This is a genomic window from Mesorhizobium sp. M0296, from assembly GCF_040321675.1.
Lineage (GTDB): Bacteria > Pseudomonadota > Alphaproteobacteria > Rhizobiales > Rhizobiaceae > Mesorhizobium.
The window spans coordinates 22,705-47,565 of the sequence record NZ_JAMYRZ010000020.1 but is presented as its reverse complement, the minus strand read 5'-3'; the positions used below and the strand labels follow the sequence as shown (position 1 = coordinate 47,565).

Here is a 24,861-nt window from a genome sequence, read left to right as displayed (position 1 = left end):
CTCGCCAGGTTCCGTACTTTTCAACGCTTCGTGCAGGTCGAGGCGGTAAAGGCGCCGTCTGGCTGCTTCATGATGATGTCGAAGGACGGGGTGGTTCCGCTTTCCAGCGTCGCTTGCGTAAGCGAGATCGAGTTGCCACCGCTGGTGTAGCCGCCCAGCGGACCCAGCCAGGTAATCACCCCGTCTGCATCCATCTGGTAGTCATAACTCTGCGGCGCGGTGCCGAAGCTAACCGGACCGCTATAGACGTTTCCGTTGATGGTGATGTCGCCGAGGCTGAGGAACATGCCTAGCAGATAGACTTCGCAATGATATGAGCCGTCCGGCAGCTTGCCGTCGCTGAAGCCTGCGCGCGCTACGGTCGTCGTCGCCAGCAGAAGCATGGTGATGAAAATGCAAGACGTTCGGAAGGCCATGGCGTCGCTCGTTTAAGGGTTCGAACTTGCCCCATTTCGCTGCGACGCTGCAATCCTCGCCAGCGCTCATATGATGCTGCTCAAAATTCGGGCATTGGCCTGTATATGAGTAAAACTTAGGCTGGTACGAGTGATCTTTTCTCATTTCAAACCTGGCAGGCGAGGTTCATCTCCTGCGGCTAATACATTAACCGACTGACAGGGCTGGGAAATCTCAAACCCTCCGATCTTTCGCCGGTGATTGGCACAGCCGTTGCATGGTCTGTTCCGATGCAGTTAACCAGCTTGGGAGTTTAAAAGTATGAGGGGCAGTTTCTCGACAATAACAAAAATGTTTTCGGCCGGCGTGGTCACCGCCGGCCTGCTGATGAGCGTTCCCGCCAAGGCGGCCGACGACACCATCAAGGTCGGCATCCTCCATTCGCTGTCGGGAACCATGGCGATCTCGGAGACGACGCTGAAGGACGCCATGCTGATGCTCATCGAAGAGCAGAATGCCAAGGGTGGCCTGCTCGGCAAGAAGCTCGAGGCGGTGGTCGTCGATCCGGCTTCCAACTGGCCGCTGTTCGCCGAAAAGGCGCGCGAGCTGATCTCCAAGGACAAGGTCGCGGCGGTGTTCGGCTGCTGGACCTCGGTGTCGCGCAAATCGGTGCTGCCGGTGTTCAGCGAACTCGACAACATCCTTTTCTATCCCGTCCAGTATGAGGGCGAGGAGAGCGAACGCAACGTGTTCTACACCGGTGCGGCGCCGAACCAGCAGGCCATTCCGGCCGTCGATTATCTGATGAGCGAGGACGGCGGTTCGGTGAAGCGCTGGGTGCTCGAAGGCACCGACTACGTCTACCCGCGCACCACCAACAAAATCCTCGAAGCCTACCTGAAGGCGAAGGGCGTTGCCGCCGAAGACATCATGGTCAACTACACGCCGTTCGGTTTCTCCGACTGGCAGACCGAAGTCTCGGCGATCAAGAAGTTCGGTTCGGCCGGCAAGAAGACCGCCGTGGTCTCGACCGTCAACGGTGACGCCAATGTGCCGTTCTACAAGGAACTCGGCAACCAGGGCATCAAGGCCGAGGATATTCCGGTCATGGCCTTCTCGGTTGGTGAGGAAGAGCTCGCCGGTCTCGACACCGCGCCGCTGGTCGGCCATCTCGCCGCCTGGAACTATTTCGAAAGCGTCGACACGCCCGAGAACGCGAAGTTCATCGCCGACTGGCACAAATTCATCAAGAACGACAAACGCACCACCAACGACCCGATGGAAGCCCATTATATCGGCTTCAACATGTGGGTGAAGGCGGTCGAGAAGGCAGGCACCACCGATCCGGACAAGGTCATCGACGCCATGGTCGGCGTCTCGGTGCCGAACCTGACCGGCGGTTATTCGACGATGATGCCGAACCATCACATCACCAAGCCGGTGCTGATCGGCGAAATCCAGGCCGACGGCCAGTTCGAAACCGTCTCGCAGACGCCGGGCCTGGTGATGGGCGACGAGTGGTCCGACTATCTGCCTGACTCCAAGGACCTGATCTCCGATTGGCGCGCGCCTCTGTCCTGCGGCAACTTCAACGTTGCCACCGGCAAATGCGGCGGCAAGGGAACCAACTGATCCTCCCGGTCTGTCCTCCCAGACCCGCAAGCCTCCGGGCAGGCTCCTCCTCCAGCCTGCCCGGAGGCGACATTCAACCTTCAAGAGCCACCAGAAACCAATGATCCTGATCCGCGCGATTGGCCTGATGCTGCTCCTTCTCCTGGGGACGCTGGTGCCGTCGAACGCCAGCGAAGCAGATCTGCGCGTGGTCATCGCCAAATTCGGCACCGCCGCCAATTTTCCGGCGATAGAAGCCGTGGTGCGGGAGCTTGCGGCTTCCGGCGATCCGGCCGTAGAACGGCCGCTTGCCGCGCTTGCGGAGGGCAGCCTTTACGTGCGCAAGGCCGATTCACTGGTCTTTGTCGGCAAGGAGAGCGGCGACGGCATCGAGCTGCTCGATGCGCTTACCGGCGAAAGATCGGGCGAAGCTGCCAAGGCCGACATCAGCAAGATCAAGGTCAACAACACGCTGCGCCGCGTCATTCGCGACGCGCTGGGCACACTGACGCTTGGCTCCAAGGATCCGGCCGTGCGCATTGCCGCCGCCGACACAATGTTCAAGACGCCGGACGCGGCAAACATCGAGCCGCTCGACACCGCGATCGCCAATGAGAGCGTGGCAAGCGTCAAGGCGCTGCTAGAACAGGCCCGCGCCGCGTCGATTCTCGTTTCCGACAGGCCGGAGGCCGACAAACTGGCGGCGATCGCGCTCATAGGTGCGCGCGGCGACCGCGATGCGGTGTCGCTGCTCACGTCGGTAGAGGCCAGCTCCGAAGGTGCGGTGAAGGACGCGGCGACCGCGGCGATCGCCAACATCAATTCGACGCTGGCGCTGTGGGATGCCGGCCAGAATATCTGGTATGGCATATCGCTTGGATCGGTGCTGCTGCTGGCGGCGATTGGCCTGGCCATCACCTTCGGCGTCATGGGCGTCATCAACATGGCGCATGGCGAGATGGTCATGCTCGGCGCCTACACGACCTTCGTCGTGCAGGAGGTTATCCGTAATTCCTTTCCCGGTCTGTTCGACTGGTCGCTGGTCATCGCCCTGCCGCTGGCGTTCCTGGTGGCGGCGCTCGTCGGCCTTGTCATCGAGCGCGGGCTGATCCGCTTCCTCTATGGACGGCCGCTGGAGACGCTGCTGGCGACATGGGGTGTGTCGCTGATCCTGCAGCAGGCCGTACGCACCATGTTCGGACCGACCAACCAGGAGGTAGGCAACCCGTCATGGATGTCCGGCTCGTTCAATATCGGCCAGCTTGCCGTGACCTGGAACCGGCTCTGGATCCTGGTATTCGCGCTCGGCGTGTTCGCGGTGCTGCTCTACGTGATGAAACGCACGCCCTGGGGGCTGCAGATGCGTGCCGTCACCGCCAATCGCCGCATGGCTGCCTCGATGGGCATCAGGACGCCGTGGGTGGACGCCCTGACGTTTGCACTCGGCTCCGGCATTGCCGGCATCGCCGGTGTCGCGCTCAGCCAGATCGACAACGTCTCGCCCAATCTCGGCCGCGGCTACATCATCGACAGCTTCATGGTCGTCGTTTTCGGCGGTGTCGGCAATCTCTGGGGCACGCTGGTCGGCGCTTTCTCGCTCGGCATCGTCAACAAGTTCCTCGAGCCTTATGCCGGAGCAGTGCTCGGCAAGATTGTCGTCCTGGTGCTGATCATCCTGTTCATCCAGAAACGCCCGCGCGGTCTGTTCGCGCTAAAGGGCAGGTCGGTGGAAGCATGATCACGGGACGCTTCTTTGCCGCCGGCGCCGACCGCCGTGTCGCCATCACCATCTTCATCCTGCTGGCGGTCGCCATCATCGTGCCGCTGCTCAATCTTGCGGTCTCGCCGACAAGTGCGTTTTACGTGCCGTCCTATATCGTTGCGCTCACCGGCAAATACCTCTGCTACGCGCTGCTCGCCTTGGCGCTCGATCTCGTCTGGGGCTATTGCGGCATCCTCTCGCTCGGCCACGGCGCCTTCTTCGCGCTCGGCGGTTATGCGATGGGCATGTATCTGATGCGCCAGATCGGCTCGCGAGGCGTCTATGGCAATCCGTTGCTGCCGGATTTCATGGTGTTCCTTAACTACAAGGAATTGCCATGGTTCTGGTATGGTTTCGACCATTTCTGGTTTGCCGCGATCATGGTGCTTGCGGTGCCCGGCCTGCTCGCCTTCGTCTTCGGCTGGTTTGCCTTCCGCAGCCGCGTCACCGGCGTCTACCTGTCGATCATCACCCAGGCGATGACCTATGCGCTGCTGCTTGCCTTTTTCCGCAACGACATGGGTTTCGGCGGCAATAACGGCCTGACTGATTTCAAGGACATTTTGGGCTTCAACGTGCAGGCCGACATGACGCGCTCGGCGCTGTTCGCGGCCAGCGCCGTCATGCTGGCGTTTGCCGTCTTCGTCACCTGGGCAATCGTCGGTTCCAAGTACGGCAAGCTTTTGATGGCGGTGCGCGACGCCGAAAGCCGCACACGCTTCCTCGGCTGGCGGGCGGAGAACGTCAAACTGTTCGCCTTCACCGTGTCGGCGGTGATGGCCGGCATCGCCGGTGCGCTTTACGTGCCACAGGTCGGCATCATCAACCCTGGCGAATTCGAGCCGTCCAATTCGATCGAGGTGGTGGTGTGGGCGGCCGTCGGCGGGCGCGGCACCATCGTTGGGCCGATCATCGGCGCGCTTCTGGTCAATGCCGGTAAATCCTGGTTCACCGGCGTGCTGCCTGAATTCTGGCTGTTTGCGCTGGGCGGACTGTTTGTCGCCGTCACGCTGTTCCTGCCCAAGGGCATCATCGGCATGTGGGATTCCTGGCGCGGCAACGCCAAGGCGCTGCGGGCGGCCTCGGTTGCCGAAGAAGCCGGCATCGATCCCGATGCGCCGGTGCCGCCGAAAACCGACCGCTCGGCGGCGAGAAGGCCGGGCGACTGGTCGGCCTCCGGCGCCGAACCGCAGCCGGCGGAGTGATGGCCTGATGTCGAAGAGCAACACCATCCTCTATCTCGACGGCGTGTCGGTTTCCTTCGACGGGTTTCGCGCCATCAACAACCTTTCGCTGGTGCTCGACAAGGGCGAGATGCGGGCGATCATCGGCCCCAACGGCGCCGGAAAGACGACGATGATGGACGTCGTCACCGGCAAGACGCGGCCCGACGCGGGTGAAGTTTTCTTCAATGGTGAGGTCGACCTAACCAAACACGACGAGGCCGAAATCGCCATGATGGGCATCGGCCGTAAATTCCAGAAGCCGACCGTCTTCGAAAGCCACACGATCGAGGACAATCTGATGCTGGCGCTGAAAGGCCCGCGCTCGATCTTCCCGGCACTGTTCCATCGTCGCTCGGCCGCGGACGTGCGGCAGATCGACGACATCCTCGGCATCATCCGGCTTGGCGACAAGCGTGACGAACTCGCCGCCAATCTGAGCCACGGCCAAAAGCAATGGCTCGAGATCGGCATGCTTCTGGCGCAGGATCCGAAGCTGCTGCTGGTCGACGAACCGGTTGCCGGCATGACCGACGCCGAGACCGAGGAAACCGCGCGGCTGCTCCGGGATATCGCGCGCGACCATTCTGTCATCGTCGTCGAGCACGACATGCATTTCGTGCGCGAGCTCGGCGTCAAGGTTACCTGCCTGCACGAAGGCTCGGTGCTTTCCGAGGGCAGCCTCGACTTCGTTTCGGCCGACGAGCGCGTCGTCGAAGTCTATCTGGGGAGATGAACATGGTCTGGCGCGTTCCGTTCCATCATTTCGACCTTTCGTTCTTCACGCGTTGGAGAAAGCGCTGACCATGCTCGAAGTCTCCAATGCCACGCTGCACTACGGCGCTGCCCAGGCGCTGCGCGGCGTCTCGCTGAAGGCCGGCGCCGGCAAGATCACCTGCGTGCTCGGCCGCAACGGCGTCGGCAAGACCAGTTTGATGAGATCGATCGTCGGCCATCACCGGCTGACGAGCGGAAGCGTTGCCTTCGAGGGGAAGGCGCTCGACCGGAGCGCGGCGTATGATCGCGCCCGGTCGGGCATCGCATTCGTGCCGCAGGGCAGGGAGATATTTCCGCTGCTTACGGTGCGGGAAAACCTCGAATCGGGTTTTGCGCCGTTGAAGCGCGCCGATCGCAACATTCCCGGTCACGTCTTCGAATTGTTTCCGGTGCTGAAGCAGATGCTCGCGCGCCGCGGCGGCGATCTTTCCGGCGGCCAGCAGCAGCAGCTTGCCATCGGCAGGGCGCTGGTGATGCGGCCGAAGCTGCTGGTGCTCGACGAGCCGACCGAAGGCATCCAGCCGTCGATCATCAAGGACATCGGCCGCGCCATCCGCTATCTGCGCGACCAGGCCGGTATCGCCGTGCTTCTGGTCGAACAATATCTCGACTTCTGCCGGGAATTGGCCGACGAGGTCAACATCATGGACCGCGGTCAGATCGTCCATACCGGCCCCGCCGAGGATCTCGACCGGGCGGACGTCCGCAAATTCCTGACTGTCTGAATTCTTATTGATTCCATTACTTTGCAACTCTGGCGCGCTGCAGATTGCGTGCTAGATTTTGCTTGGCCTGGTGAGTCGGCCGCTTTCCGTAGCAGTTTCAACTTGGCAGATCAGGGGAAGGCGCGGCTGCGTCCGCACGCTTGCGCGCAAGCCCTTCCAGCGATCTGTTGTCGTCCAACATTTCGGGTGCTTGGGAGCCAGGGCCAGACGATGGAGCGCTATGTCGAGGACTACCAGAAACGACGGCTCACGGAGCGCGTCGATATCCTGACAGCCATCAACATTCTGAAATCGCAGGGGTATGACCATGACGAACTCATCGCGGAGATCACCAAGGTCTTCTATGTCGATCTCGATGCTTTCAACGAGATCGTCAGGGTTGATCGGCGTCCGGACGAACGCGCCGCATAGCCGGTAGTTTAGGACCAAGCCAGGCGGACCACCGACAGCGGGGCGTCAGCCTGCGACCCGCTTCATCAGCGCGATGGCGCCGAATGGAGCGCGGACCTTGCCCTCGGTGATGAAGTAGACAAACACATCGCGTGGCTTGACCGGCGCGTCGGTTGAAGGATCGGCGCGCGACAGGTCGGCCGGCACCTTGCCTTCCGCCCAGGTTTTTGCGCGCGCCGCCCATTCATCGAGCGCCTTTGGCGTGTAGCAATCGGGATTGTCGTCGCTGCCGGTCTGCAGCCGGGTATAGATGAAATCGCCGGTGACGTCGGCAATCCCCGGATATTTGGCGTGGTCGGCATAGACGATGGCGGCCTTGTGCTTTCGCGCCAAGGCGGCGAACTCCGGCACGACGAAGCTGTCGTTGCGCACCTCGACGGCGTGGCGCAGCGCAACGCCGTCCTGCTTTTCCGGCAACAGCTTGAGGAAGGCCTCGAAATCGTCCGGGTCGAATTTCTTGGTCGGCGCGAACTGCCACAGGATCGGCCCGAGCTTGTCGCCAAGTGCCGCGACGCCCGACCCGAGGAAGCGCATGATCGATTCCCCGGCCTCGCCGAGCACGCGGCGGTTGGTGACGAAGCGGTTGCCCTTCAGCGAATAGACGAAACCATCCGGCGCCTCGTTGGCCCATTTGACGAAGGTCGGCTCCTTGAAGCTCGAATAATAGGTGCCGTTGACCTCGACAGTGGGCACCTGCCGGCTGGCATAATGCAGTTGCTTGGCCTTCGACAATTTGTCCGGGTAGAAGGACGTGTCCCACGGCTCGAAGGTCCAGCCGCCCATGCCGGCGCGGATTGTTCCTGATTGAGTCATGGTCGTCCTCCCGGTTTGCAGAAAAGGATCACGCGATGGCGGTCGTCTCGACGGCTTTCGCCATGTCGACGACCGTCCATCCTGGCCGATATGGATTGGGCCGGCGACCCGTTTCGCGAAAGCCGTAGGCATTATACAACGAAACGTTCCGTTCCATTCTGGCATTGGTGTAGAGTCGGATTTCAGGCAAGCTCCACAGGCGCGTCTGTTGCTCGGCCCAGTCGAGCAGCCCGATGCCGAAACCCTTGCCCTGAAAGGCGGGCGCAACGGCGACGCTGAAGATCATTGTATGGTCCGCATGTCGTTCGAGAACGATCAAGCCGGCCGGCTTTCCGTCGTGCTCCGAAAGCCAGACCTCGCCGCGTTCGATGCGCGGCGCATAATCCTCGGTGAGGGGGATCGGCGGCGCTCCGAACAGGGCAGTGTAGGGCGCGTAGGCGTCGGTGGTGAGCGAGATCACCGTGGGGAGATCATCGGCCCGAGCGGCTCTCATGATCAAAACTGGCCCGCGCCGGCAGCGGCCGCAATCACCTTGTCCATGCCGGCCGCTATCGCGGCGACGGCATTGCGACTGGCGTCGCCCAAGCCGTGGCGCTCAGCGAGCCAGTGCGCGTCATTGTAGGAGAGCCAGACCTTGCCTTGCTTATCCTCCCAAGCCAGTGCCTTGACCGGCAGATCGATGCCGGCAAGCTGCCGGTCCTGCATCAGCGGCGTCCCGCCTTTCGGGTTGCCAAAAATCAGAAGCTGGGTCGGACGCAGGGAAGCTTCGACACTGCGCGCACCGGCGGCGTGGTCAATGCGGGCGAAGACCAGCAATCCTGCACCTTCCACAGTCCCGACCAGGCGATCGATCGTCTCGGCCACGCCGAAGCGGCTTTGGACCGTGATGAGACCGTTCTTTGCCATCACTCCGCCGCTTCGCGCTTGCCTCCGGGGCGCCGCTCCAGCAATTCCCTCAAGAACTGGCCGGTATAGCTGCGTTTTTCGCGGACGATGTCCTCCGGCGTGCCGGACGCTACCAGCTCGCCGCCGCCGTCGCCACCTTCGGGGCCAAGATCGAGCACCCAGTCAGCGGTCTTGATCACCTCTAGATTGTGCTCGATGACGACGACCGTGTTGCCCTGGTCGACCAGCTCGTGCAGCACTTCAAGCAGCTTGGCGACGTCGTGGAAATGCAGGCCGGTGGTTGGCTCATCGAGAATGTAGAGCGTCTTGCCGGTCGCCTTGCGCGACAGTTCCTTGGCAAGCTTGATGCGCTGCGCCTCGCCGCCCGACAAAGTCGTTGCCTGCTGGCCAACATGGATGTAGCCGAGGCCGACCCGTTTCAGCGTCTCCAGCTTGTCGCGCACGCCGGGCACGGCAGCGAAGAAATCGACGCCTTCCTCGACCGTCATGTCGAGAACGTCGGCGATCGACTTGCCCTTGAACAGGACGTCGAGCGTCTCGCGGTTGTAGCGCTTGCCGTGGCAGACGTCGCAGGTGACATAGACGTCGGGCAGGAAATGCATCTCGATCTTGATGACGCCGTCGCCCTGGCAAGCCTCGCAGCGGCCGCCCTTGACGTTGAACGAGAAGCGGCCCGGCTGGTAGCCGCGCGCCTTCGCCTCCGGCAAGCCGGCGAACCAGTCGCGGATCGGCGTGAAGGCGCCGGTGTAGGTGGCGGGGTTGGAGCGCGGGGTGCGCCCGATCGGCGACTGGTCGATGTCGATGACCTTGTCGAGGAATTCCAACCCCTCGATGCGGTCATGCTCGGCCGGATGCTCGCGCGAGCCCATGATGCGGCGCGACGCCGCCTTGAACAGGGTCTCGATCAGGAAGGTCGACTTGCCGCCGCCGGATACGCCGGTGACGGCGGTAAACGTGCCGAGCGGGATTTCGGCGGTGACGTTCTTCAGATTGTTGCCGCGCGCGCCGACGACCTTCAGCCGGCGGTTCTTCTTGGCCTCACGCCGCGCTGCCGGCGTCGCCACTTCGAGCTCGCCCGACAGATATTTACCGGTGATCGAAGCGGGCGTCGCCATGATCTGCTGCGGCGTGCCCTGGGCGATGATGTGGCCGCCATGAATGCCGGCCGCCGGGCCGATATCGACGACGTAGTCGGCATGCAGGATGGCGTCCTCGTCATGCTCGACGACGATGACCGTGTTGCCGATGTCGCGCAGATGCTTCAGCGTGTCGAGCAGGCGGGCATTGTCGCGCTGGTGCAGGCCGATCGACGGCTCGTCGAGCACATAGAGCACGCCGGTCAGGCCGGAGCCGATCTGCGAAGCCAGCCGGATGCGCTGGCTCTCGCCGCCCGACAACGTGCCGGAGTTGCGCGACAGCGTCAGATAGTCGAGACCGACATCGTTGAGGAAGCGCAGCCGCTCGCGGATTTCCTTGAGCACGCGCACCGCAATCTCGTTCTGCTTGTCGTTGAGCGAAGCGGGCAGATCGGTGAACCACTGGTCGGCCTTGCGGATGGACAGCTCGGTGACCTCGCCAATGTGCTTGCCGGCGATCTTGACCGCGAGCGCCTCGGGCTTCAGCCGATAGCCGCGGCAGGCCGGGCAGGGCGTGGCCGACATGAAGCGCTCGATCTCCTCGCGCATCCAGGCGGATTCGGTTTCCTTCCAGCGGCGCTCGAGATTGGGGATGACGCCCTCGAAGGTTTTCGTCGTTTTGTAGGAGCGCAGACCGTCATCATAATGGAAGGTGATTTCGCGCTCGCCGGTGCCGTGCAGGACGGCTTGCTTTGCCTCCTCGCTCAAATCCTTGAACTTGTCGCCGAGCTTGAAGCCATAGGCAATGCCCAGCGCTTCCAGCGTCTGCGCATAGTAGGGCGAGCTCGACTTCGCCCAAGGGCTGACGGCGCCGGCGCGCAGCGAGACATTCTCGTCGGGCACGACCAGGCTGGCATCAATGGCGCGTTGGCTGCCGAGCCCGTCGCAGGTCGGGCAGGCGCCGAACGGATTGTTGAAGGAGAATAGCCTGGGCTCGATCTCGGGAATGGTGAAGCCGGATACCGGGCAGGCGAACTTTTCCGAGAACAGCATGCGTTCATGCGTCTCGTTCTTCGATTTGTTGACCGAATCCTCGCCGGTCTGGCTGGCGTCGAGCGGCTTGTCGGCAAATTCCGCCACTGCCAGCCCGTCGGCCAGCTTCAGCGCGGTCTCGATGGAATCGGCGAGCCGCGTCGCCAGATCGCCGCGCACGACGATGCGGTCGACGACGACGTCGATGTCGTGCTTGTACTTCTTGTCCAGCGCCGGCACGTCGGCGATCTCATAGAAGACGCCATCGACTTTGACGCGCTGAAAACCCTTCTTCTGCAGCTCCAGCAGTTCCTTGCGGTACTCGCCTTTGCGGCCGCGCACCATCGGCGCCAGAATGAACAGCCGGGTGCCTTCCTCGACAGCAAGCACCCGGTCGACCATCTGCGAAACCGTCTGGCTCTCGATCGGCAGGCCGGTGGCCGGTGAATAGGGTACACCGACGCGGGCGAACAAAAGCCGCATATAATCGTAGATCTCGGTGACGGTGCCGACCGTCGAACGTGGGTTCTTCGAGGTGGTCTTCTGCTCGATGGAGATGGCCGGCGACAGGCCGTCGATCTGGTCGACGTCAGGCTTCTGCATCATTTCGAGGAATTGCCGTGCATAGGCCGAAAGGCTCTCGACGTAGCGGCGCTGGCCCTCGGCGTAGATGGTGTCGAAGGCAAGCGACGACTTGCCCGACCCCGACAGGCCGGTCATGACGATCAGGCTGTCACGCGGCAGGTCGAGATCGACATTCTTCAGATTGTGTTCGCGTGCCCCGCGAATGGAGAGATATTTATGGTCGGCCATCGCCGGTCGCCGCCTCAGAATCTGGAATTCGTGGGATGGGCGGGTTTTCCCGACCATCCCCTATGTAGGTAATTTCGCCGCCTTTTCGAGAGACGCCACAACTCTCGACCAAAGCGTTTAACCGCCTTTCGCGCGAACGGGCAAGCGGAAAGAACAAAGGCCGAACACGCTCCTGACAAAAGCTGCCCGCGCAGCCGGCTTCACAAAGCGTCTCGCGATCACATTTTTCGGCAACCCGGCTATTCAAGGTTGACGTCCCCGCGTCATGGGGGCAGAATCCAATTGTCAACGAAGCCGGCCGTCTTTCGATGGCCTCGCGGCCTGGGGCTAGCCTGCGAGACGCCGCGGGTTATGCGATGAGCGCTTCGACGACAGTCGCAACGAACAGAAGGAGAGCAGAGGCATGACTCCACCGGATTGTTCCTTGAGGCTCCACGTGTCGCTGGAGCCGCGGCAGGTATAAGTGGCCAGGGTCAGGCGTTTTCGCTGCCCGCCAAACGGACCTGCCGATCCCCATAAAATCAGAGACTGCTAGTCGGATCGTCGGCTGAATGCCGCGAAGCATCCGAAATAAAAAGCCGGCAGTACACTCCCGGCAATTTGGATTTCAGATCCAAGAAGCCCCGTCAGTTGCAAAAGCAATGGCGGGGCTGTTCGTTTGAAGCGCAATATTTGTGGTTCACACCAGGCGAACTTAGCGGCTGGAGGGCCTGATCCCGCCGGTAGCGACATCGATGGTGATGCTGCCGGAAATCCGAACGTCGGTATCGCCAATCTTGAAGGTGCCGTTGCCGTTGCCTGGAGCCACGTCGTCAGGCTCAGGCTGCGGCGCTGGCTCGGCGATGCGATAATCGCTGGTCACACCGGGCAGGGCGCCCTTTTGCGAAGACGTCGAATTATCTTGGGCAAGTGCCATACCCACCAGCATGTTCGTGCCGGCAACGGTGGCGACGGCAAGGCATAACACGCTGGATAAACGGTTCGCGATCATCACCGGACTATAGTGCGGCGATAGCGCCGAAGCCAGACCAACGGCGCTGAAAGTTGCCGGCGCTCATATCGCTCAGTTCCGTTGGAAGGTGCCTCACGCGGCCTGTTTGCGAGTACCGAAAACATGGTCGACGAGGCCCCAATCCTTGGCCTCCTGCGCGGTCATGAAAAAGTCTCGGTCGAGCGTGCGTTCCACTTCATCGTAGGTGCGGCCGCAATGGTGGGCGTAAAGATCGGTCATGCGCCGCTTGGTGCGAAGGATGCCCTCGGCATGGCGCTGGATGTCGGAGGCTTGGCCCTGGAAGCCGCCGAGAGGCTGATGCAGCACGATGCTAGTGTTGGGTAGCGCGATGCGCCGCCCCGGTGTGCCGGCCATCAAAAGGAACGAGGCCATCGAGGCGGCGAAGCCCATACAAACGGTGGAGACCGGGCAGCTGATATACTGCATCGTATCGTAGATGGCGAAACCGCTGGTCACCACGCCGCCCGGCGAGTTGATGTAGAGCGAGACCTCCTTGTCGGGATTGTCGGATTCCAACGACAGAAGCTGGGCGCAGACCAGCGCCGAGGTGCCGTCGTCGATCGCCCCGTTGATGAAGACGATGCGCTCGCGCAGCAGCCGCGAAAATATGTCGAAGGCACGTTCGCCGCGGCTCGACTGCTCGATCACCATCGGCACCAGATTGGCAAGGCCGCTCATCGGTTGTCTCCGTTGACTGTTGTCGTTCAGGCCGCGCGCAGGAAGAGGCGCGGGGTGTTTGCGGCGACCTGCTTGTGCCTGGGAGTGCGCGCTTCAAAGGAAAGCCGGCAACCGGCGCCTGCCATCGCGATCTCCGGCACTGCTGCCCGAGCAAAACCATCATGGACGATACGCAGATGCGTGCCGCCGGAAACGGTGCGGTAGAGCGTAAAGGTGACGATGCTGTCCACTGGGCTGTCGTTCATTGCGCTGTCCAGGGGGCTGCCGGGCGGCACCTGCGTATCGCCGGGCGCCGGCCGCTCCCGCCAGGAATAGCGCAGCAGCCGTCCGGGATCCGCGTCGAGGATTTCGCACTCGATCGGCGCATTCGGCGCTTTAAAGGCAAAGCGGTTGCCGATTTCGGGCTTGATGTCGTTCGGCATCATCCAGGCCGCGAGCAGGTCCGGCACCGTCAGCGCCCGCCACACCTTTTCCGGCGGTTCGGGCAGCTCGCACTCGAACTCGATCTTGTCTGCGGCCATTTCGGCGCGTTCTTTGCCTCGGCTGGTCATTGGTCCATGTCCTTCAAAACCGTCTTGAGCCTTTCGATGCGCTCTGGCCAGAACGCACGGTAGCGTTCGATCCAGCCGAGCAGTGGCGCAAGCCCCTTCGGATCGACGCGGTAATAGGCGTTGCGACCGGCCCGGCGCTCGACCACGAGGCCGGCGCCGCGCAGCACTGCGAGATGTTGCGATACCGCCGGCTGCGATACCGGTATGCCAGTGCGCAGTTCCGACACCGTCATCTCGCCGTCGGCGAGCCGCTCATAGACGGCGCGACGCGTTGGATCCGCTAGTGCCCGAAAAATGTCTGCTTCGATCATGCCGAAAGCATAAGTCAATACTTATCTGTTTGGCAAGCCGTGTTTTTTAAGACAGGCGGTGTTTTTTAAGACAGGCGAGGTTTTACAAACTCGCCGGAAGCCAGCGTCTCACCATGTCCGGGGATCCCTTGAACGTCGCCTCGAAAACTGGTGACGCGAGCACGGCATGGATGTGAAGCAATTCGGAGCCGATGTTTCGGAAGCCATGTTGCCTGTGCGCGGCGACAACAAGCGACTGTCCCGCAGTCAAGACGAGATGCTCTTCGTCGATCCACATCTCGGCCCTGCCAGCGATGACGGTAAGCACTTCCTCGACCGGGTGCCAATGTGTCGGGGCGCCAACCGCCGGTTCGACCCACTGTTCGAATATGCAAAGTTGAGTTGCGCCGTTGCGGGCAGAGACATGCATGCGGGTCTTTACTCCCGTCCGCCATTCTTCTTGCGGCTGATCGTCATGCTCGACCATCTTCATGCGGTCGCCTCGATCCCATGGTCTGTGGAAATTCGACGCCAAGACACTACTTCTTACTGACAACTATTGACAGTGCAGGGCCTCTCCTATAGAACGAAAAGAGAACAAAAACCTTGTGGGAAAAGGCAGCGACGGCAGGCAGGGATTGTCCATAGCCTGTAAGGTGCGGCGACAAAAATTCGGTTTCGGATGAGCGCGGAGAAGTATCATGGCGGGTAGCGTCAACAAGGTCATTCTGGTGGGCAACCTCGGGGCGGACCCTGAAATCCGCCGCCTGAATTCGGGTGACCCGGTCGTCAACATCCGCATCGCGACGTCGGAAAGCTGGCGCGACAAGACATCCGGAGAGCGCAAGGAAAAGACCGAGTGGCACAATGTCGTGATCTTCAACGACCAGATCGCCAAGGTGGCCGAGCAGTATCTGAAGAAGGGCATGAAGGTCTATGTCGAGGGCCAGCTGCAGACGCGCAAATGGCAGGACCAGACCGGCAATGACCGCTATACGACCGAAATCGTGTTGCAGAAATTCCGCGGCGAGCTGCAGATGCTCGATGCGCGGGGCGAGGGCGGCGGCCAGGTCGGCAACTATGCCGGTGGTGGTGCGAGCCGCGGTTCCGATTTCGGCCAGTCCGGCCCGGGCGAAAGTTTCAATCGCGGTGGCGCCAACAAGGGCGGCGGCGGCGGTTCGTCGCGCGAGCTGGACGACGAAATCCCGTTCTGATTTCTCGGGGCGGACTGCCCTTGCGACGAAAAGCGCCGGCACCTTGGCCACGAAATGGCGTCCCGAAAATCTGTCTTGGATTTTCGGGACGTTGTGCGTTTGAGCGGTGAAAGGACGTATCAGGTGAAGGCAAGGGTCAAGTGGGTCGAGGAGCGCACTTTCGTTGGCGAGTCCGCCAGTGGGCACAAGCTGGTGCTAGGCACTGCGTTCGGGCCGGAGGGCAAGACGCCGGGGCCGAGCCCAATGGAACTGGTGCTGATCGGCACTGGCGGCTGCTCGGCCTATGACGTGGTCCATATCCTCGAAAAGGGGCGCGAGGCGGTCGAAGATTGCGTGGTCGAACTCGATGCCGACCGTGCAGAAGCCGATCCCAGGGTGTTCACCCGCATTCACATGCATTTTGTCGTCAAGGGCCGGGCGCTATCACACGACAAGGTGAAGCGGGCGATTGGGCTTTCGATCGACAAATACTGCTCGGCCTCGTCAATGATGGCCAAGACTGCCGAGATTACCCACGACTTCGAAGTCATTGAAACGACAGCGAAGTAGGGCTGTTCCTACGTCGCCATCAGCGCCTTGATGCCGTCGGCGACGAACTGTACGGCGAGCGCCGCCAGGATGACGCCGAGCAGCCTTGTCAGGATCGAACGGCCGGTTTGGCCGAGGATACGGTCGATGCGCTCTGACAGCACGAACACCAGGTAGGTGATGACGAGGCAGATGGCGATGATGCCGACAAGGGCTGTCTGCGCGCCCAAACCCTGAAACGAGCTTGAGAGCAGGACGGTCGCCGAAATCGCGCCGGGACCGGCAATAAGCGGGATCGCCAGCGGAAAGGCGGCGATGTTGTGGATCATGTCCCTGGTGATGGCGACGTCGCCGATCTTCTCCTTGCGGTCCTGCCGGCGCTCGAACACCATTTCGAAGGCGATGAAGAACAGCAGAAAGCCGCCGGCGACGCGGAAGGCCGGCAGAGTGATGCCGAAGACTGACAGGATCGACGCGCCGGCGATTGCGAACAACGCCATTACCAGGAAGGCGATGACCGAGGCGCGCACGGAGACCTGGTTGCGCTCCTCGCGGTTCATGCCGCGGGTCACGGCGAGGAAGAGCGGCGCCAGGCCGGGCGGATCGATCGTCACCAGTATGGTGACGAAGGCGTTGAACAGGCTGTCGAAGCTCGGCATGCTGACCCTCCCCGCCGGCAAAGCCGGATAACGGGATTGGTAGAGCAAAGCGGAGCCAGTGGAAACCGTACGGATCAGGGGCTGACGGCCCGGCGCGCCAGAAACTCGACTTCGAGACGCCAGGTGGCGCCGTCGTCCTGTGAGCGTTCGCCCAGCCAGCGGAACGAATGTTCGGTGATGCGCGAAAAGCTCCAGCGCACAGCAGATCCGGTGCCGTCTGCGCCTTGCTGGATAATGGTGTCGTCCTCGGCACGGCCGAGCTGGCGGCTGTAGTACTGATTGCGCGGATCGCTCCAGAAGATGTGCCAGGCGTCAACGCCGGGATCGTAGACGCGCAACGTCGTGCCATAGAAGGTCCATTTGCCGAGCGAGGGCGAGGGGCCGGCGTCACGGGCAGGCAGGATCCATACGTCCTGGATCGCGCGGCCTTCGAGCACCCAGCCGAAATGCACTTCGCCGCGCCCGGTCAGCACCTGACCGTCCTCGAGATGGCGCGTGGCGTCGAACGTCCAGGCGCCGACGAAGCGGCCATAAAGATTCAGTTTCTCGGCAAGGGCCGGTACGGGCCCATCGCTGTGCAGGGCCTTGGCAAAGGAATTGGACATGGCTTCGCTCTCATCTTGTCAGGAGACCGGCAAGCATAGAGGCCGACAGGGGTTCTGCGCTTGGGAAAAGTTGCTATGTTTCGGCGATGACGACGAGCGCGCACAGGCTGGCGTCGGGCCGAGGCTGGCAGGTGTCGGATGTCATCTGCACCGCCAGCGCCGCCGACAGGCCATTCGAGGAGGAGCATCGGGATTTCTGCGTTGCCGCCGTAACCAACGGCACCTTCCGCTATCGTACGCGCGAGGGCACGGCGATGCTGGCGCCGGGCGCGCTCCTGCTCGGCAATCCCGGCACATGCTATGAATGCGGTCACGAGCATGGCGCCGGCGACCGCTGCCTCTCCTTCCATTTCGGGCCGGCCTATATGGAGCGGATCGTCGCCGACGTGCCGGGCACGAAGACGCTCGATTTCGGCACGCCGCGCCTGCCGCCCTTGCCGGCGCTGGTGCCGCTGCTTGCCGAAGCGGAGGCGGCGCGCGAGATGGCTGACACCGGCGCGTTCGAGGAACTCGCCCTGCGCATTGCCGGTGCCGCGGTAACAGCGGCTTGCAGCGCTACGGATCGGGGACGGACGCCGAGCCGCCGTGACCAGAAGCGTGTCGCCGAAGCGGTGCGGCGCATCGAAGTCGATGCCGACCGGCCGATCTCGCTTGCCGAACTCGCCGACGAGACCGCCACCAGCCCTTACCATTTCCTGCGCACCTTCCGGCACGTTGCCGGCATGACGCCCTACCAGTTCCTGCTGAGAGCGCGGCTGCACAGGGCAGCCGTGCGGCTGCGGACGTCGGATCAGGCGATTTCGGCGATTGCCTTTTCGGCGGGGTTCAACGATCTATCAACCTTCAATCGCCGTTTCCGGCGGCTGATGGGCGAGGCGCCGGGTACTTATCGCGCCCGCCGGCGACGCCCGTGAAAGGGTGCCACGGCCATATCGTCGCAATTGGTTTATCCTTTTGAATTTGCCGCTAAAAACCACACTGGAAAACTGCCACGATTGTTGGAGTTTCGGGCCGGCTTCCTATATAAGCACCAAGTGATTCCTGATTAGATTGTGATCCGATTTGACCGACCAAAAGACACCGCGCGGCGCCGACGGCGGCCCCACCGGCATCGAGCCGATATCCATCATCGAGGAGATGCAGCGCTCCTATCTCGATTACGCCATGAGCGTGATCGTCAGCCGCGCGCTGCCGGACGTGCGCGATGGCCTCAAGCCGGTGCATCGCCGCATCCTCTACGCCGCCTATGAGAGCGGCTATCACTGGAACCGCAAATATGTGAAATCGGCACGCCCGGTCGCCGACGTGATGGGTAAATACCATCCGCATGGCGACGCCTCGATCTACGACGCTTTGGTGCGCATGGCGCAGGATTGGTCGCTGCGCGTGCCGCTGATCGACGGGCAGGGCAATTTCGGCTCGATCGACGGCGATCCGCCGGCGGCGATGCGCTACACGGAATCGCGGCTGACCAAGGTCGCGCATGAGTTGCTGGAAGACATCGACAAGGACACCGTCGATTTCCAGGACACTTACGATGCGTCGGGCAGCGAACCGAAAGTCCTGCCGGCGCGCTTCCCGAACCTGTTGGTCAACGGCTCCGGCGGTATCGCCGTCGGCATGGCCACCAACATCCCGCCGCACAATCTGGGCGAGGTCTGCAACGGCGCCATTGCCCTCATCGATAATCCGGCCATCGACCTTCCGGCGCTGATGGAGATCATTCCGGGGCCGGATTTCCCGACCGGCGGCATCGTGCTCGGCCGCTCCGGTATCTACAGCGCCTATTCGACCGGCCGCGGCTCCATCGTCATGCGCGGCCGCGTCAACGTCGAGGCGCGCGGCAACGATCGTGAATCGATCGTCATCACCGAGGTTCCCTATCAGGTGAACAAGGCGTCGATGATCGAGAAGATGGCCGAGCTGGTGCGCGACAAGCGCATCGAAGGCATTTCCGACATTCGCGACGAGAGCGACCGCCAGGGCTACCGCGTCGTCATCGAACTGAAGCGCGACGCGGTCGCCGATGTCATCCTCAACCAGCTTTACCGCTTCACCCCGCTGCAGACGTCCTTCGGCGCCAACATGGTGGCACTGAACGGCGGCAAGCCGGAATTGCTGACTCTGACCGACATGCTGAAGGCGTTCGTCGCCTTCCGTGAGGAGGTGATCAGCCGGCGCACGAAATTCCTGCTGCGCAAGGCGCGCGACCGCGCCCATGTGCTGGTCGGCCTTGCCATCGCTGTTGCCAACATCGATGAAGTCATCAAGCTGATCCGCAGCGCTCCGGACCCGCAGACGGCGCGCGAGCAGTTGATGGAGCGGCGCTGGCCTTCGGGCGACGTGGAATCGCTGATTCTTCTGATCGACGACCCGCGCCATCGCATCAACGAGGACGGTACCTACAATCTCTCCGAGGAGCAGGCGCGCGCCATCCTCGAACTGCGCCTGCTGCGCCTGACCGCGCTCGGCCGCGACGAGATCGCCGACGAGCTGAACACGATCGGCGACGAGATCAAGGACTACCTAGACATCCTCTCGTCCCGCGCCCGCGTCCAGCAGATCGTCAAGGACGAGCTCATGGCAGTGCGCGACGAGTTCGGCACGCCGCGCCGCACCGAACTCGCCGAGGGCGGGGCGGACATGGAAGACGAGGACCTGATCCAGCGCGAGGACATGGTCGTCACGGTCAGCCATTCCGGCTACATCAAGCGCGTGCCGCTGTCGCTGTACCGGGCGCAGCGCCGCGGCGGCAAGGGCCGCTCCGGCATGTCGACCAAGGAAGAGGATTTCGTCACCCGGCTGTTCGTCGCCAACACGCACACGCCGGTGCTGTTCTTCTCCTCGCGCGGCATCGTCTACAAGGAAAAGGTCTGGCGCCTGCCGATCGGCAACCCGCAATCGCGCGGCAAGGCGCTGATCAATATGCTGCCGCTCGAACAGGGCGAGCGCATCACCACGATCATGCCGCTGCCGGAGGATGAGATGAGTTGGGGCGAACTCGACGTCATGTTTGCCACCACGCGCGGCACCGTGCGTCGCAACAAGCTGTCAGACTTCGTCCAGGTCAACCGCAACGGCAAGATCGCCATGAAGCTGGACGAGGAGGGCGACGAGATCCTCGGCGTCGAGACCTGCACCGACAATGACGACGTGCTTTTGACGGCAAGTTCCGGCCAGTGCATCCGCTTTCCGGTCAGCGACGTACGCGTCTTCCAGAGCCGCAATTCGGTCGGCGTGCGCGGCATTGCGATGGCCGATGGCGACCGGGTGATCTCGATGGCGGTGATCGAGCATGTCGATGCGCCGCCGGCGGAACGTGCCGCCTACCTCAAGCGGGTGGTGGCCGAACGCCGGCTCGCTGCTGACATCGCGGCCGGCGAGGAGGAAGAAATCCAGCTCACCAATGAAGAGGTCGGCGAAGAGGCGGAGCTTTCCGACGACCGCTATGAATTCCTCAAGGCGCACGAGCAGTTCGTGTTGACGGTGACGGAATATGGCTACGGCAAGCGTTCATCGTCCTACGATTTCCGCCTGACTGGCCGTGGCGGCAAGGGTATTCGCGCCACCGACGTCTCGAAAACGGCCGAAATCGGCCGCCTGGTGGCGACCTTCCCGGTCGGCAATGACGATCAGATCATGCTGGTTTCGGATGGCGGCACCGTTATCCGTGTTCCAGTGAACGGCATTCGTTTCGCCAGCCGCGCCACCAAGGGCGTTACCATCTTCAATACCGCAGAGGGCGAGAAGGTCGTTTCGGTGGAGCGAATTTCAGAACCGCAAGCGGATGAAGAGATCGAAGAGAGTGTCGATGCTGAAAGCGGCGCTGTTGCCGATGCCGAAGGTAGGGAGCCCGATACATCCGTCGAGTGAGTTTGGCACGACGACGCCAGCCCTATGGGCCGGCGTGTGAAGACACCCGCAATCTAGAGGTGGCGATAAGGCTTGCGGTTGCCGAAGCCTTCGAACCGCTTGGTATTGGCCTTGGCGCGGACGCGCTGTGCTTCCTGATGCAACCCGAATACGGTAGCGATCAGCATGGCGGCGGTCATTGCGGTGGCGAGCATGTAGATCAGCATGTGCGTGTTCTCCTGCGCCTAACAACGATTAGATGGGTGTTTGGTTTCATCTCCTGCAGCTGCAACTTAGTGAACACTGCGTGAAACTGTTGTGAGCGGCACATTCATCTGTCGTTCACGTCGGCCAAAGGTTCATGGGGCGGGCTGGCGATCGGATTTGCCTTTAGGGGAGAGGCTCGCTAGAAGCACCTGCCATGACCGAACGCATCGCCCTTTATGCCGGCTCTTTCGACCCGCTGACCAACGGCCATCTCGACGTGCTGAAGGCGTCGCTGGCCGTGGCGGATACAATCTATGCGGCGATCGGCATCCATCCCGGGAAGAAGCCGTTGTTTTCCTTCGAGGAACGGGTTGGCCTGATCGAAACGGCCGCGAAGGCGGAATTCGGCAGCGACGGTGCGCGTATCAAAGTAGTCGCCTTCGACGGGTTGGTCATCGATGCGGCCAGGAAGCATGGCGCCTCGATCATGATCCGCGGCCTGCGCGACGGCACCGATCTTGACTATGAGATGCAGATGGCCGGCATGAACGAGACCATGGCGCCGGAGCTGCAGACGGTGTTCCTGCCCGCCAGCCCTTCAGTGCGCACCATTACCGCCACACTTGTGCGCCAGATAGCTTCGATGGGAGGCGACATCCGCCCCTTCGTGCCGGCGGCCGTGGCCGGTGCGCTCACCGCCAAATTCGCGAAATAAATGCATGTCACCCAAAAGTGGAACCCGGCTTTGGGTAACGACATGCATGAACGAAGATATTCGGAGAAGGATCCCATGCAGCTGAAAAAGCTTGCCTTCTTGCTTGCCGTGCTTGCCGGTCTTGTGACCGCATCCGTGTCGGCCTTTGCCGCCGATCCGGAAAACACCATGATCGTAACGCTGAAGGACGGCGACGTGACCATCGCGCTGAGGCCCGACCTTGCGCCGAAGCACGTCGCGCAGATCAAAAAGCTGGTGCGCCAGGGCGCCTACGACAACGTCGCCTTTCACCGCGTCATCGACGGCTTCATGGCGCAGACCGGCGACGTCAAGTTCGGCAACATGAAGCGCGGCTTCAATGCCGACGCTGTCGGCACCGGCGGCTCCGATCTTCCCGACCTGCCGGCCGAATTCTCCAGCACCGAGCACTACCAGCGCGGCGTGGTCGGCATGGCCCGCTCCGACGATCCGAATTCCGCCAATTCGCAATTCTTCATCATGTTCGCCCCGGCACCGCCGCTCGATGGCCAGTACACCATCGTTGGCAATGTCGTCAGCGGCATGGAGCTGGTGGACCACATCAAGAAAGGCGACGAGGCGCAGAACGGGACGGTGACCGACCCCGATCGCATGATCAAGGTGCGCATCGCCGCGGACGGCAAGTAACCCCAATTGTTCAAAAGGATATTTCTGACATGGCCGAAATCAAGGACCGCGAGAACGCGCTTATCATGGACACGACCAAGGGCAAGGTCGTCATCGAATTGTATCCAGATCTGGCGCCCGGCCATGTCGGCCGTATCAAGGAGCTGGCCCGCGAAGGCGCCTATGACGGCGTGGTCTTCCACCGCGTCATCGACGGCTTCATGGCGCAGACCGGCGACGTGAAGTTCGGCAATTCCAACAAGCCGTCTTTCGCGCCATCGCGCGCCGGCACTGGCGGTTCCGACAAACCCGATCTGAAGGCCGAGTTCTCCAACGCCAACCACGGCCGCGGCACCTGCTCGATGGCGCGCTCGCAGAACCCGAACTCGGCCAATTCGCAGTTCTTCATCTGCTTCGACGATGCCGCCTTCCTCAACCGCCAGTACACGGTATGGGGCCAGGTCATCGAAGGCATGGACAACGTCGACAAGATCAAGCGCGGCGAACCGGTGCAGGATCCTGACAAGATCGTGTCGCTCAAGGTCGCGGCCGACGTGAAATGACCGGCCGGGCTGTCGCGGCCATCGCATTTGTGCTCGTCGCGGCGGCCACTCCGGCGCTGGCGACGGAATCGATCGTCTGCAGCGCCGACGGCGGCGCGGCATCGATTGATGTTTTGATGGGACACACGGCCGTCATTGCGGTGGCGCGTGTGTGGCTGGATGCCGGCGGCAAGACATGGACCACGGACGGACAGCCAGGCTCAACGAAAGTCATCGTGGGACAGGCATTCGAAGACGACGAGCGCATGCTGATCGATCTCACTGATGAGGGCCTCAGCTCGATCGTGGCCAAATTGCGGCTGGTCAAGGCCAGCGAGCAGTCCAGCTTCGCAATGGGCGGTACGCTGAGCATAGACAGTGTCGGCGCCTGGGCGGTGACCTGCCCGGAACCTTGAGGCGGGGATTTCTTGCGCGTCGATCTTTTCGATTTCGATCTGCCGGAAGAGCGCGTCGCGCTTCGCCCAGCCGAACCGCGCGACAGCGCCAGAATGCTGGTGGTCAGGCCGGCTGAGGGGCTCGAGGACCGGACGGTGCGCGACCTGCCGTCCCTGCTCAAGGCCGGTGATGTGCTGGTCTTCAACGACACCAAGGTCATTCCGGCGCAGCTGAAAGGCATCAGGCGGCGCGGCGAAGCAGCAGCGCAGGTCGAAGCCACGCTGCATATGCGGATGGCGCCCGACCGGTGGCTAGCCTTCATGCGTCCGGGCAAGCGCATCGCCGCCGGCGATCGCATCCATTTCGGTCATGACGCCAATTCCTGCTTTCTCGGCCAGCTCGATGCGACAGTGATCGAGAAGGGGGAAGGCGGCGAGGTGCTGCTCGGCTTCGACCTGTCAGGTCCGTTCCTCGACGAGGTGCTGCACGCTGTCGGCCACATCCCGCTGCCGCCCTACATCGCCTCGAAGCGTGACGACGACGAACGCGACCGCAGCGATTATCAGACCATTTATGCGAGGGAGGAGGGCGCGATCGCCGCGCCGACGGCAGGGCTGCATTTCACGCCGGAGCTGTTTGCGAGGCTCGACGCCAAGGGCATAGAGCGCCGTTTCGTCACGCTGCATGTCGGCGCCGGTACGTTCCTGCCGGTGAAGGCGGACGACACCGCCGACCACAAGATGCACGCCGAAACCGGTTCGGTCAGCCCGGAAACCGCCGAGGCGCTGAATGCGGCGAAAGCAAAAGGAGGGCGCATTATCGCTGTCGGCACGACATCGCTGCGCTTATTGGAGAGCGCGGCCGGCGAGGACGGCTGGCTGGCCGCATGGTCAGGCCCGACAGACATCTTCATCACGCCCGGCTATCGTTTCAAGACCGCAGACATGCTGATGACCAATTTCCATCTGCCGCGTTCGACGCTGTTCATGCTGGTTTCGGCCTTCTGCGGTTTGCAGACGATGCGGGCGGCTTATGCGCATGCCATCGAGAACCGCTACAGGTTTTATTCCTATGGAGACGCAAGTCTTCTGTTCAGGGAGGATAGTAATGGACGATGACCTGGAAACCTTCGACCGGGAAGCCTTGATCGCCGAGGTCAGGAAACTGCGCGCCGGCATCCGCCAACACCGCGACGCCACCGGCCATGATCTGTGCTGGCATCATCCCGACCTCTGGTCACTTTTGCCCGAAAAGACCGAGCCGGCGATTGCCGTGCCGCCGTGGCCGAAATTCATGCGCGGCTGCATCCGCTACCGGCAATCACTCGACAAGCAAGCCCCGGACGCGCCGGTATTCGACAAGGAGTTCGATGGCTAGGGAATT

Annotated in this window: 29 protein-coding genes; 16 read left to right on the top strand and 13 right to left on the bottom strand. The window is 62.2% G+C overall.

Annotated elements, in window-relative coordinates; translation table 11 throughout:
* Window positions 1–20: 20 nt before the first annotated feature.
* Window positions 21–416: a hypothetical protein gene (locus NKI97_RS19725; RefSeq protein WP_352836102.1), complete on the bottom strand. Its 396-nt coding sequence runs from the start codon at window positions 414–416 to the stop codon at window positions 21–23.
* Window positions 417–717: 301 nt separating this feature from the next.
* Between NKI97_RS19725 and urtA the strand changes: the two genes are divergently transcribed.
* The 6 genes from urtA to NKI97_RS19695 all read left to right on the top strand — a co-directional run bounded on the left by urtA (window position 718) and on the right by NKI97_RS19695 (window position 6,905).
* Window positions 718–2,028 (top strand): urea ABC transporter substrate-binding protein, encoded by a 1,311-nt coding sequence (gene urtA, locus NKI97_RS19720; RefSeq protein WP_352455694.1) that lies wholly within the window; start codon window positions 718–720, stop codon window positions 2,026–2,028.
* A gap of 100 nt (window positions 2,029–2,128) precedes the next feature.
* A complete protein-coding gene (gene urtB / locus NKI97_RS19715; RefSeq protein WP_352836099.1) occupies window positions 2,129–3,745 on the top strand; it encodes an urea ABC transporter permease subunit UrtB in 1,617 nt (538 codons plus the stop codon).
* Complete coding sequence (urtC, locus tag NKI97_RS19710) at window positions 3,742–4,974, top strand: urea ABC transporter permease subunit UrtC (protein WP_352448751.1); 1,233 nt, start codon at window positions 3,742–3,744, stop codon at window positions 4,972–4,974. Before urtB ends, urtC begins: the two co-directional genes overlap by 4 nt.
* Window positions 4,975–4,981: 7 nt before the next feature.
* Window positions 4,982–5,728, top strand: coding sequence for an urea ABC transporter ATP-binding protein UrtD (gene urtD, locus NKI97_RS19705; RefSeq protein ID WP_352836096.1), 747 nt, complete (start codon window positions 4,982–4,984; stop codon window positions 5,726–5,728).
* A 70-nt stretch (window positions 5,729–5,798) separates the two neighbouring features.
* Entirely contained in the window at window positions 5,799–6,494 is a 696-nt protein-coding gene (gene urtE, locus NKI97_RS19700) for an urea ABC transporter ATP-binding subunit UrtE (RefSeq protein ID WP_126041867.1), read from the top strand.
* A gap of 210 nt (window positions 6,495–6,704) precedes the next feature.
* Window positions 6,705–6,905, top strand: coding sequence for a hypothetical protein (locus NKI97_RS19695; RefSeq protein ID WP_023674857.1), 201 nt, complete (start codon window positions 6,705–6,707; stop codon window positions 6,903–6,905).
* A gap of 45 nt (window positions 6,906–6,950) precedes the next feature.
* Here the strand turns inward: NKI97_RS19695 and NKI97_RS19690 are convergent, their stop codons facing one another.
* From NKI97_RS19690 to NKI97_RS19650, 9 genes are all read right to left on the bottom strand, one after another.
* Window positions 6,951–7,757: a DUF72 domain-containing protein gene (locus NKI97_RS19690; protein WP_352448753.1), complete on the bottom strand. Its 807-nt coding sequence runs from the start codon at window positions 7,755–7,757 to the stop codon at window positions 6,951–6,953.
* 28 nt (window positions 7,758–7,785) lie between these two features.
* Window positions 7,786–8,256: a GNAT family N-acetyltransferase gene (locus NKI97_RS19685; RefSeq protein WP_352836093.1), complete on the bottom strand. Its 471-nt coding sequence runs from the start codon at window positions 8,254–8,256 to the stop codon at window positions 7,786–7,788.
* On the bottom strand, window positions 8,253–8,663 hold the full coding sequence (locus tag NKI97_RS19680; protein ID WP_352448755.1) for a DUF302 domain-containing protein: 411 nt from the start codon (window positions 8,661–8,663) through the stop codon (window positions 8,253–8,255). The genes NKI97_RS19685 and NKI97_RS19680 overlap by 4 nt, the downstream gene beginning before the upstream one ends.
* Window positions 8,663–11,584, bottom strand: coding sequence for an excinuclease ABC subunit UvrA (gene uvrA, locus NKI97_RS19675; RefSeq protein WP_352836090.1), 2,922 nt, complete (start codon window positions 11,582–11,584; stop codon window positions 8,663–8,665). Before uvrA ends, NKI97_RS19680 begins: the two co-directional genes overlap by 1 nt.
* Before the next feature lie 694 nt (window positions 11,585–12,278).
* Window positions 12,279–12,575, bottom strand: coding sequence for a hypothetical protein (locus NKI97_RS19670; RefSeq protein ID WP_352448962.1), 297 nt, complete (start codon window positions 12,573–12,575; stop codon window positions 12,279–12,281).
* A gap of 93 nt (window positions 12,576–12,668) precedes the next feature.
* Window positions 12,669–13,274: an ATP-dependent Clp protease proteolytic subunit gene (locus NKI97_RS19665; protein WP_352448757.1), complete on the bottom strand. Its 606-nt coding sequence runs from the start codon at window positions 13,272–13,274 to the stop codon at window positions 12,669–12,671.
* A 26-nt stretch (window positions 13,275–13,300) separates the two neighbouring features.
* A complete protein-coding gene (locus tag NKI97_RS19660; RefSeq protein WP_352448758.1) occupies window positions 13,301–13,825 on the bottom strand; it encodes an SRPBCC family protein in 525 nt (174 codons plus the stop codon).
* Entirely contained in the window at window positions 13,822–14,136 is a 315-nt protein-coding gene (locus NKI97_RS19655) for an ArsR/SmtB family transcription factor (RefSeq protein ID WP_352448759.1), read from the bottom strand. The genes NKI97_RS19660 and NKI97_RS19655 overlap by 4 nt, the downstream gene beginning before the upstream one ends.
* Window positions 14,137–14,218: 82 nt before the next feature.
* Window positions 14,219–14,608: a cupin domain-containing protein gene (locus NKI97_RS19650; protein WP_352448760.1), complete on the bottom strand. Its 390-nt coding sequence runs from the start codon at window positions 14,606–14,608 to the stop codon at window positions 14,219–14,221.
* A 208-nt stretch (window positions 14,609–14,816) separates the two neighbouring features.
* On the opposite strand from NKI97_RS19650, the gene NKI97_RS19645 reads away from it, so the two are divergent.
* The gene (locus NKI97_RS19645; RefSeq protein ID WP_352448761.1) at window positions 14,817–15,329 is read left to right on the top strand and encodes a single-stranded DNA-binding protein; all 513 of its coding nucleotides are present in this window, start codon (window positions 14,817–14,819) and stop codon (window positions 15,327–15,329) included.
* A 123-nt stretch (window positions 15,330–15,452) separates the two neighbouring features.
* On the top strand, window positions 15,453–15,878 hold the full coding sequence (locus tag NKI97_RS19640; RefSeq protein WP_352448762.1) for an OsmC family protein: 426 nt from the start codon (window positions 15,453–15,455) through the stop codon (window positions 15,876–15,878).
* A gap of 8 nt (window positions 15,879–15,886) precedes the next feature.
* Here the strand turns inward: NKI97_RS19640 and NKI97_RS19635 are convergent, their stop codons facing one another.
* Both NKI97_RS19635 and NKI97_RS19630 read right to left on the bottom strand, forming a co-directional pair.
* Entirely contained in the window at window positions 15,887–16,516 is a 630-nt protein-coding gene (locus NKI97_RS19635) for a MarC family protein (RefSeq protein WP_023674869.1), read from the bottom strand.
* A 74-nt stretch (window positions 16,517–16,590) separates the two neighbouring features.
* Window positions 16,591–17,121: a hypothetical protein gene (locus NKI97_RS19630; RefSeq protein WP_352448764.1), complete on the bottom strand. Its 531-nt coding sequence runs from the start codon at window positions 17,119–17,121 to the stop codon at window positions 16,591–16,593.
* A gap of 86 nt (window positions 17,122–17,207) precedes the next feature.
* On the opposite strand from NKI97_RS19630, the gene NKI97_RS19625 reads away from it, so the two are divergent.
* Window positions 17,208–18,035 carry a helix-turn-helix transcriptional regulator gene (locus tag NKI97_RS19625; RefSeq protein WP_352448765.1) on the top strand — a complete coding sequence of 276 codons (828 nt, stop codon included), beginning with the start codon at window positions 17,208–17,210 and terminating at the stop codon, window positions 18,033–18,035.
* 148 nt (window positions 18,036–18,183) lie between these two features.
* Window positions 18,184–20,994 (top strand): DNA gyrase subunit A, encoded by a 2,811-nt coding sequence (gyrA, locus tag NKI97_RS19620; protein WP_352836086.1) that lies wholly within the window; start codon window positions 18,184–18,186, stop codon window positions 20,992–20,994.
* Between the two features lie 53 nt (window positions 20,995–21,047).
* On the opposite strand, the gene NKI97_RS19615 is transcribed toward gyrA, so the two are convergent.
* Window positions 21,048–21,200: a hypothetical protein gene (locus tag NKI97_RS19615; protein ID WP_352448767.1), complete on the bottom strand. Its 153-nt coding sequence runs from the start codon at window positions 21,198–21,200 to the stop codon at window positions 21,048–21,050.
* Between the two features lie 194 nt (window positions 21,201–21,394).
* Between NKI97_RS19615 and coaD the strand changes: the two genes are divergently transcribed.
* From coaD to NKI97_RS19585, 6 genes are all read left to right on the top strand, one after another.
* A complete protein-coding gene (gene coaD / locus NKI97_RS19610; RefSeq protein WP_352448768.1) occupies window positions 21,395–21,895 on the top strand; it encodes a pantetheine-phosphate adenylyltransferase in 501 nt (166 codons plus the stop codon).
* Between the two features lie 75 nt (window positions 21,896–21,970).
* The gene (locus tag NKI97_RS19605; RefSeq protein WP_352448769.1) at window positions 21,971–22,561 is read left to right on the top strand and encodes a peptidylprolyl isomerase; all 591 of its coding nucleotides are present in this window, start codon (window positions 21,971–21,973) and stop codon (window positions 22,559–22,561) included.
* Window positions 22,562–22,590: 29 nt separating this feature from the next.
* Window positions 22,591–23,103, top strand: coding sequence for a peptidylprolyl isomerase (locus NKI97_RS19600; RefSeq protein ID WP_352448770.1), 513 nt, complete (start codon window positions 22,591–22,593; stop codon window positions 23,101–23,103).
* The gene (locus tag NKI97_RS19595; RefSeq protein ID WP_352705728.1) at window positions 23,100–23,498 is read left to right on the top strand and encodes a hypothetical protein; all 399 of its coding nucleotides are present in this window, start codon (window positions 23,100–23,102) and stop codon (window positions 23,496–23,498) included. The genes NKI97_RS19600 and NKI97_RS19595 overlap by 4 nt, the downstream gene beginning before the upstream one ends.
* A 12-nt stretch (window positions 23,499–23,510) precedes the next feature.
* The gene (gene queA / locus NKI97_RS19590) at window positions 23,511–24,596 is read left to right on the top strand and encodes a tRNA preQ1(34) S-adenosylmethionine ribosyltransferase-isomerase QueA (protein ID WP_352448772.1); all 1,086 of its coding nucleotides are present in this window, start codon (window positions 23,511–23,513) and stop codon (window positions 24,594–24,596) included.
* Complete coding sequence (locus tag NKI97_RS19585) at window positions 24,586–24,855, top strand: hypothetical protein (RefSeq protein ID WP_352448773.1); 270 nt, start codon at window positions 24,586–24,588, stop codon at window positions 24,853–24,855. Before queA ends, NKI97_RS19585 begins: the two co-directional genes overlap by 11 nt.
* Window positions 24,856–24,861 lie beyond the last annotated feature (6 nt).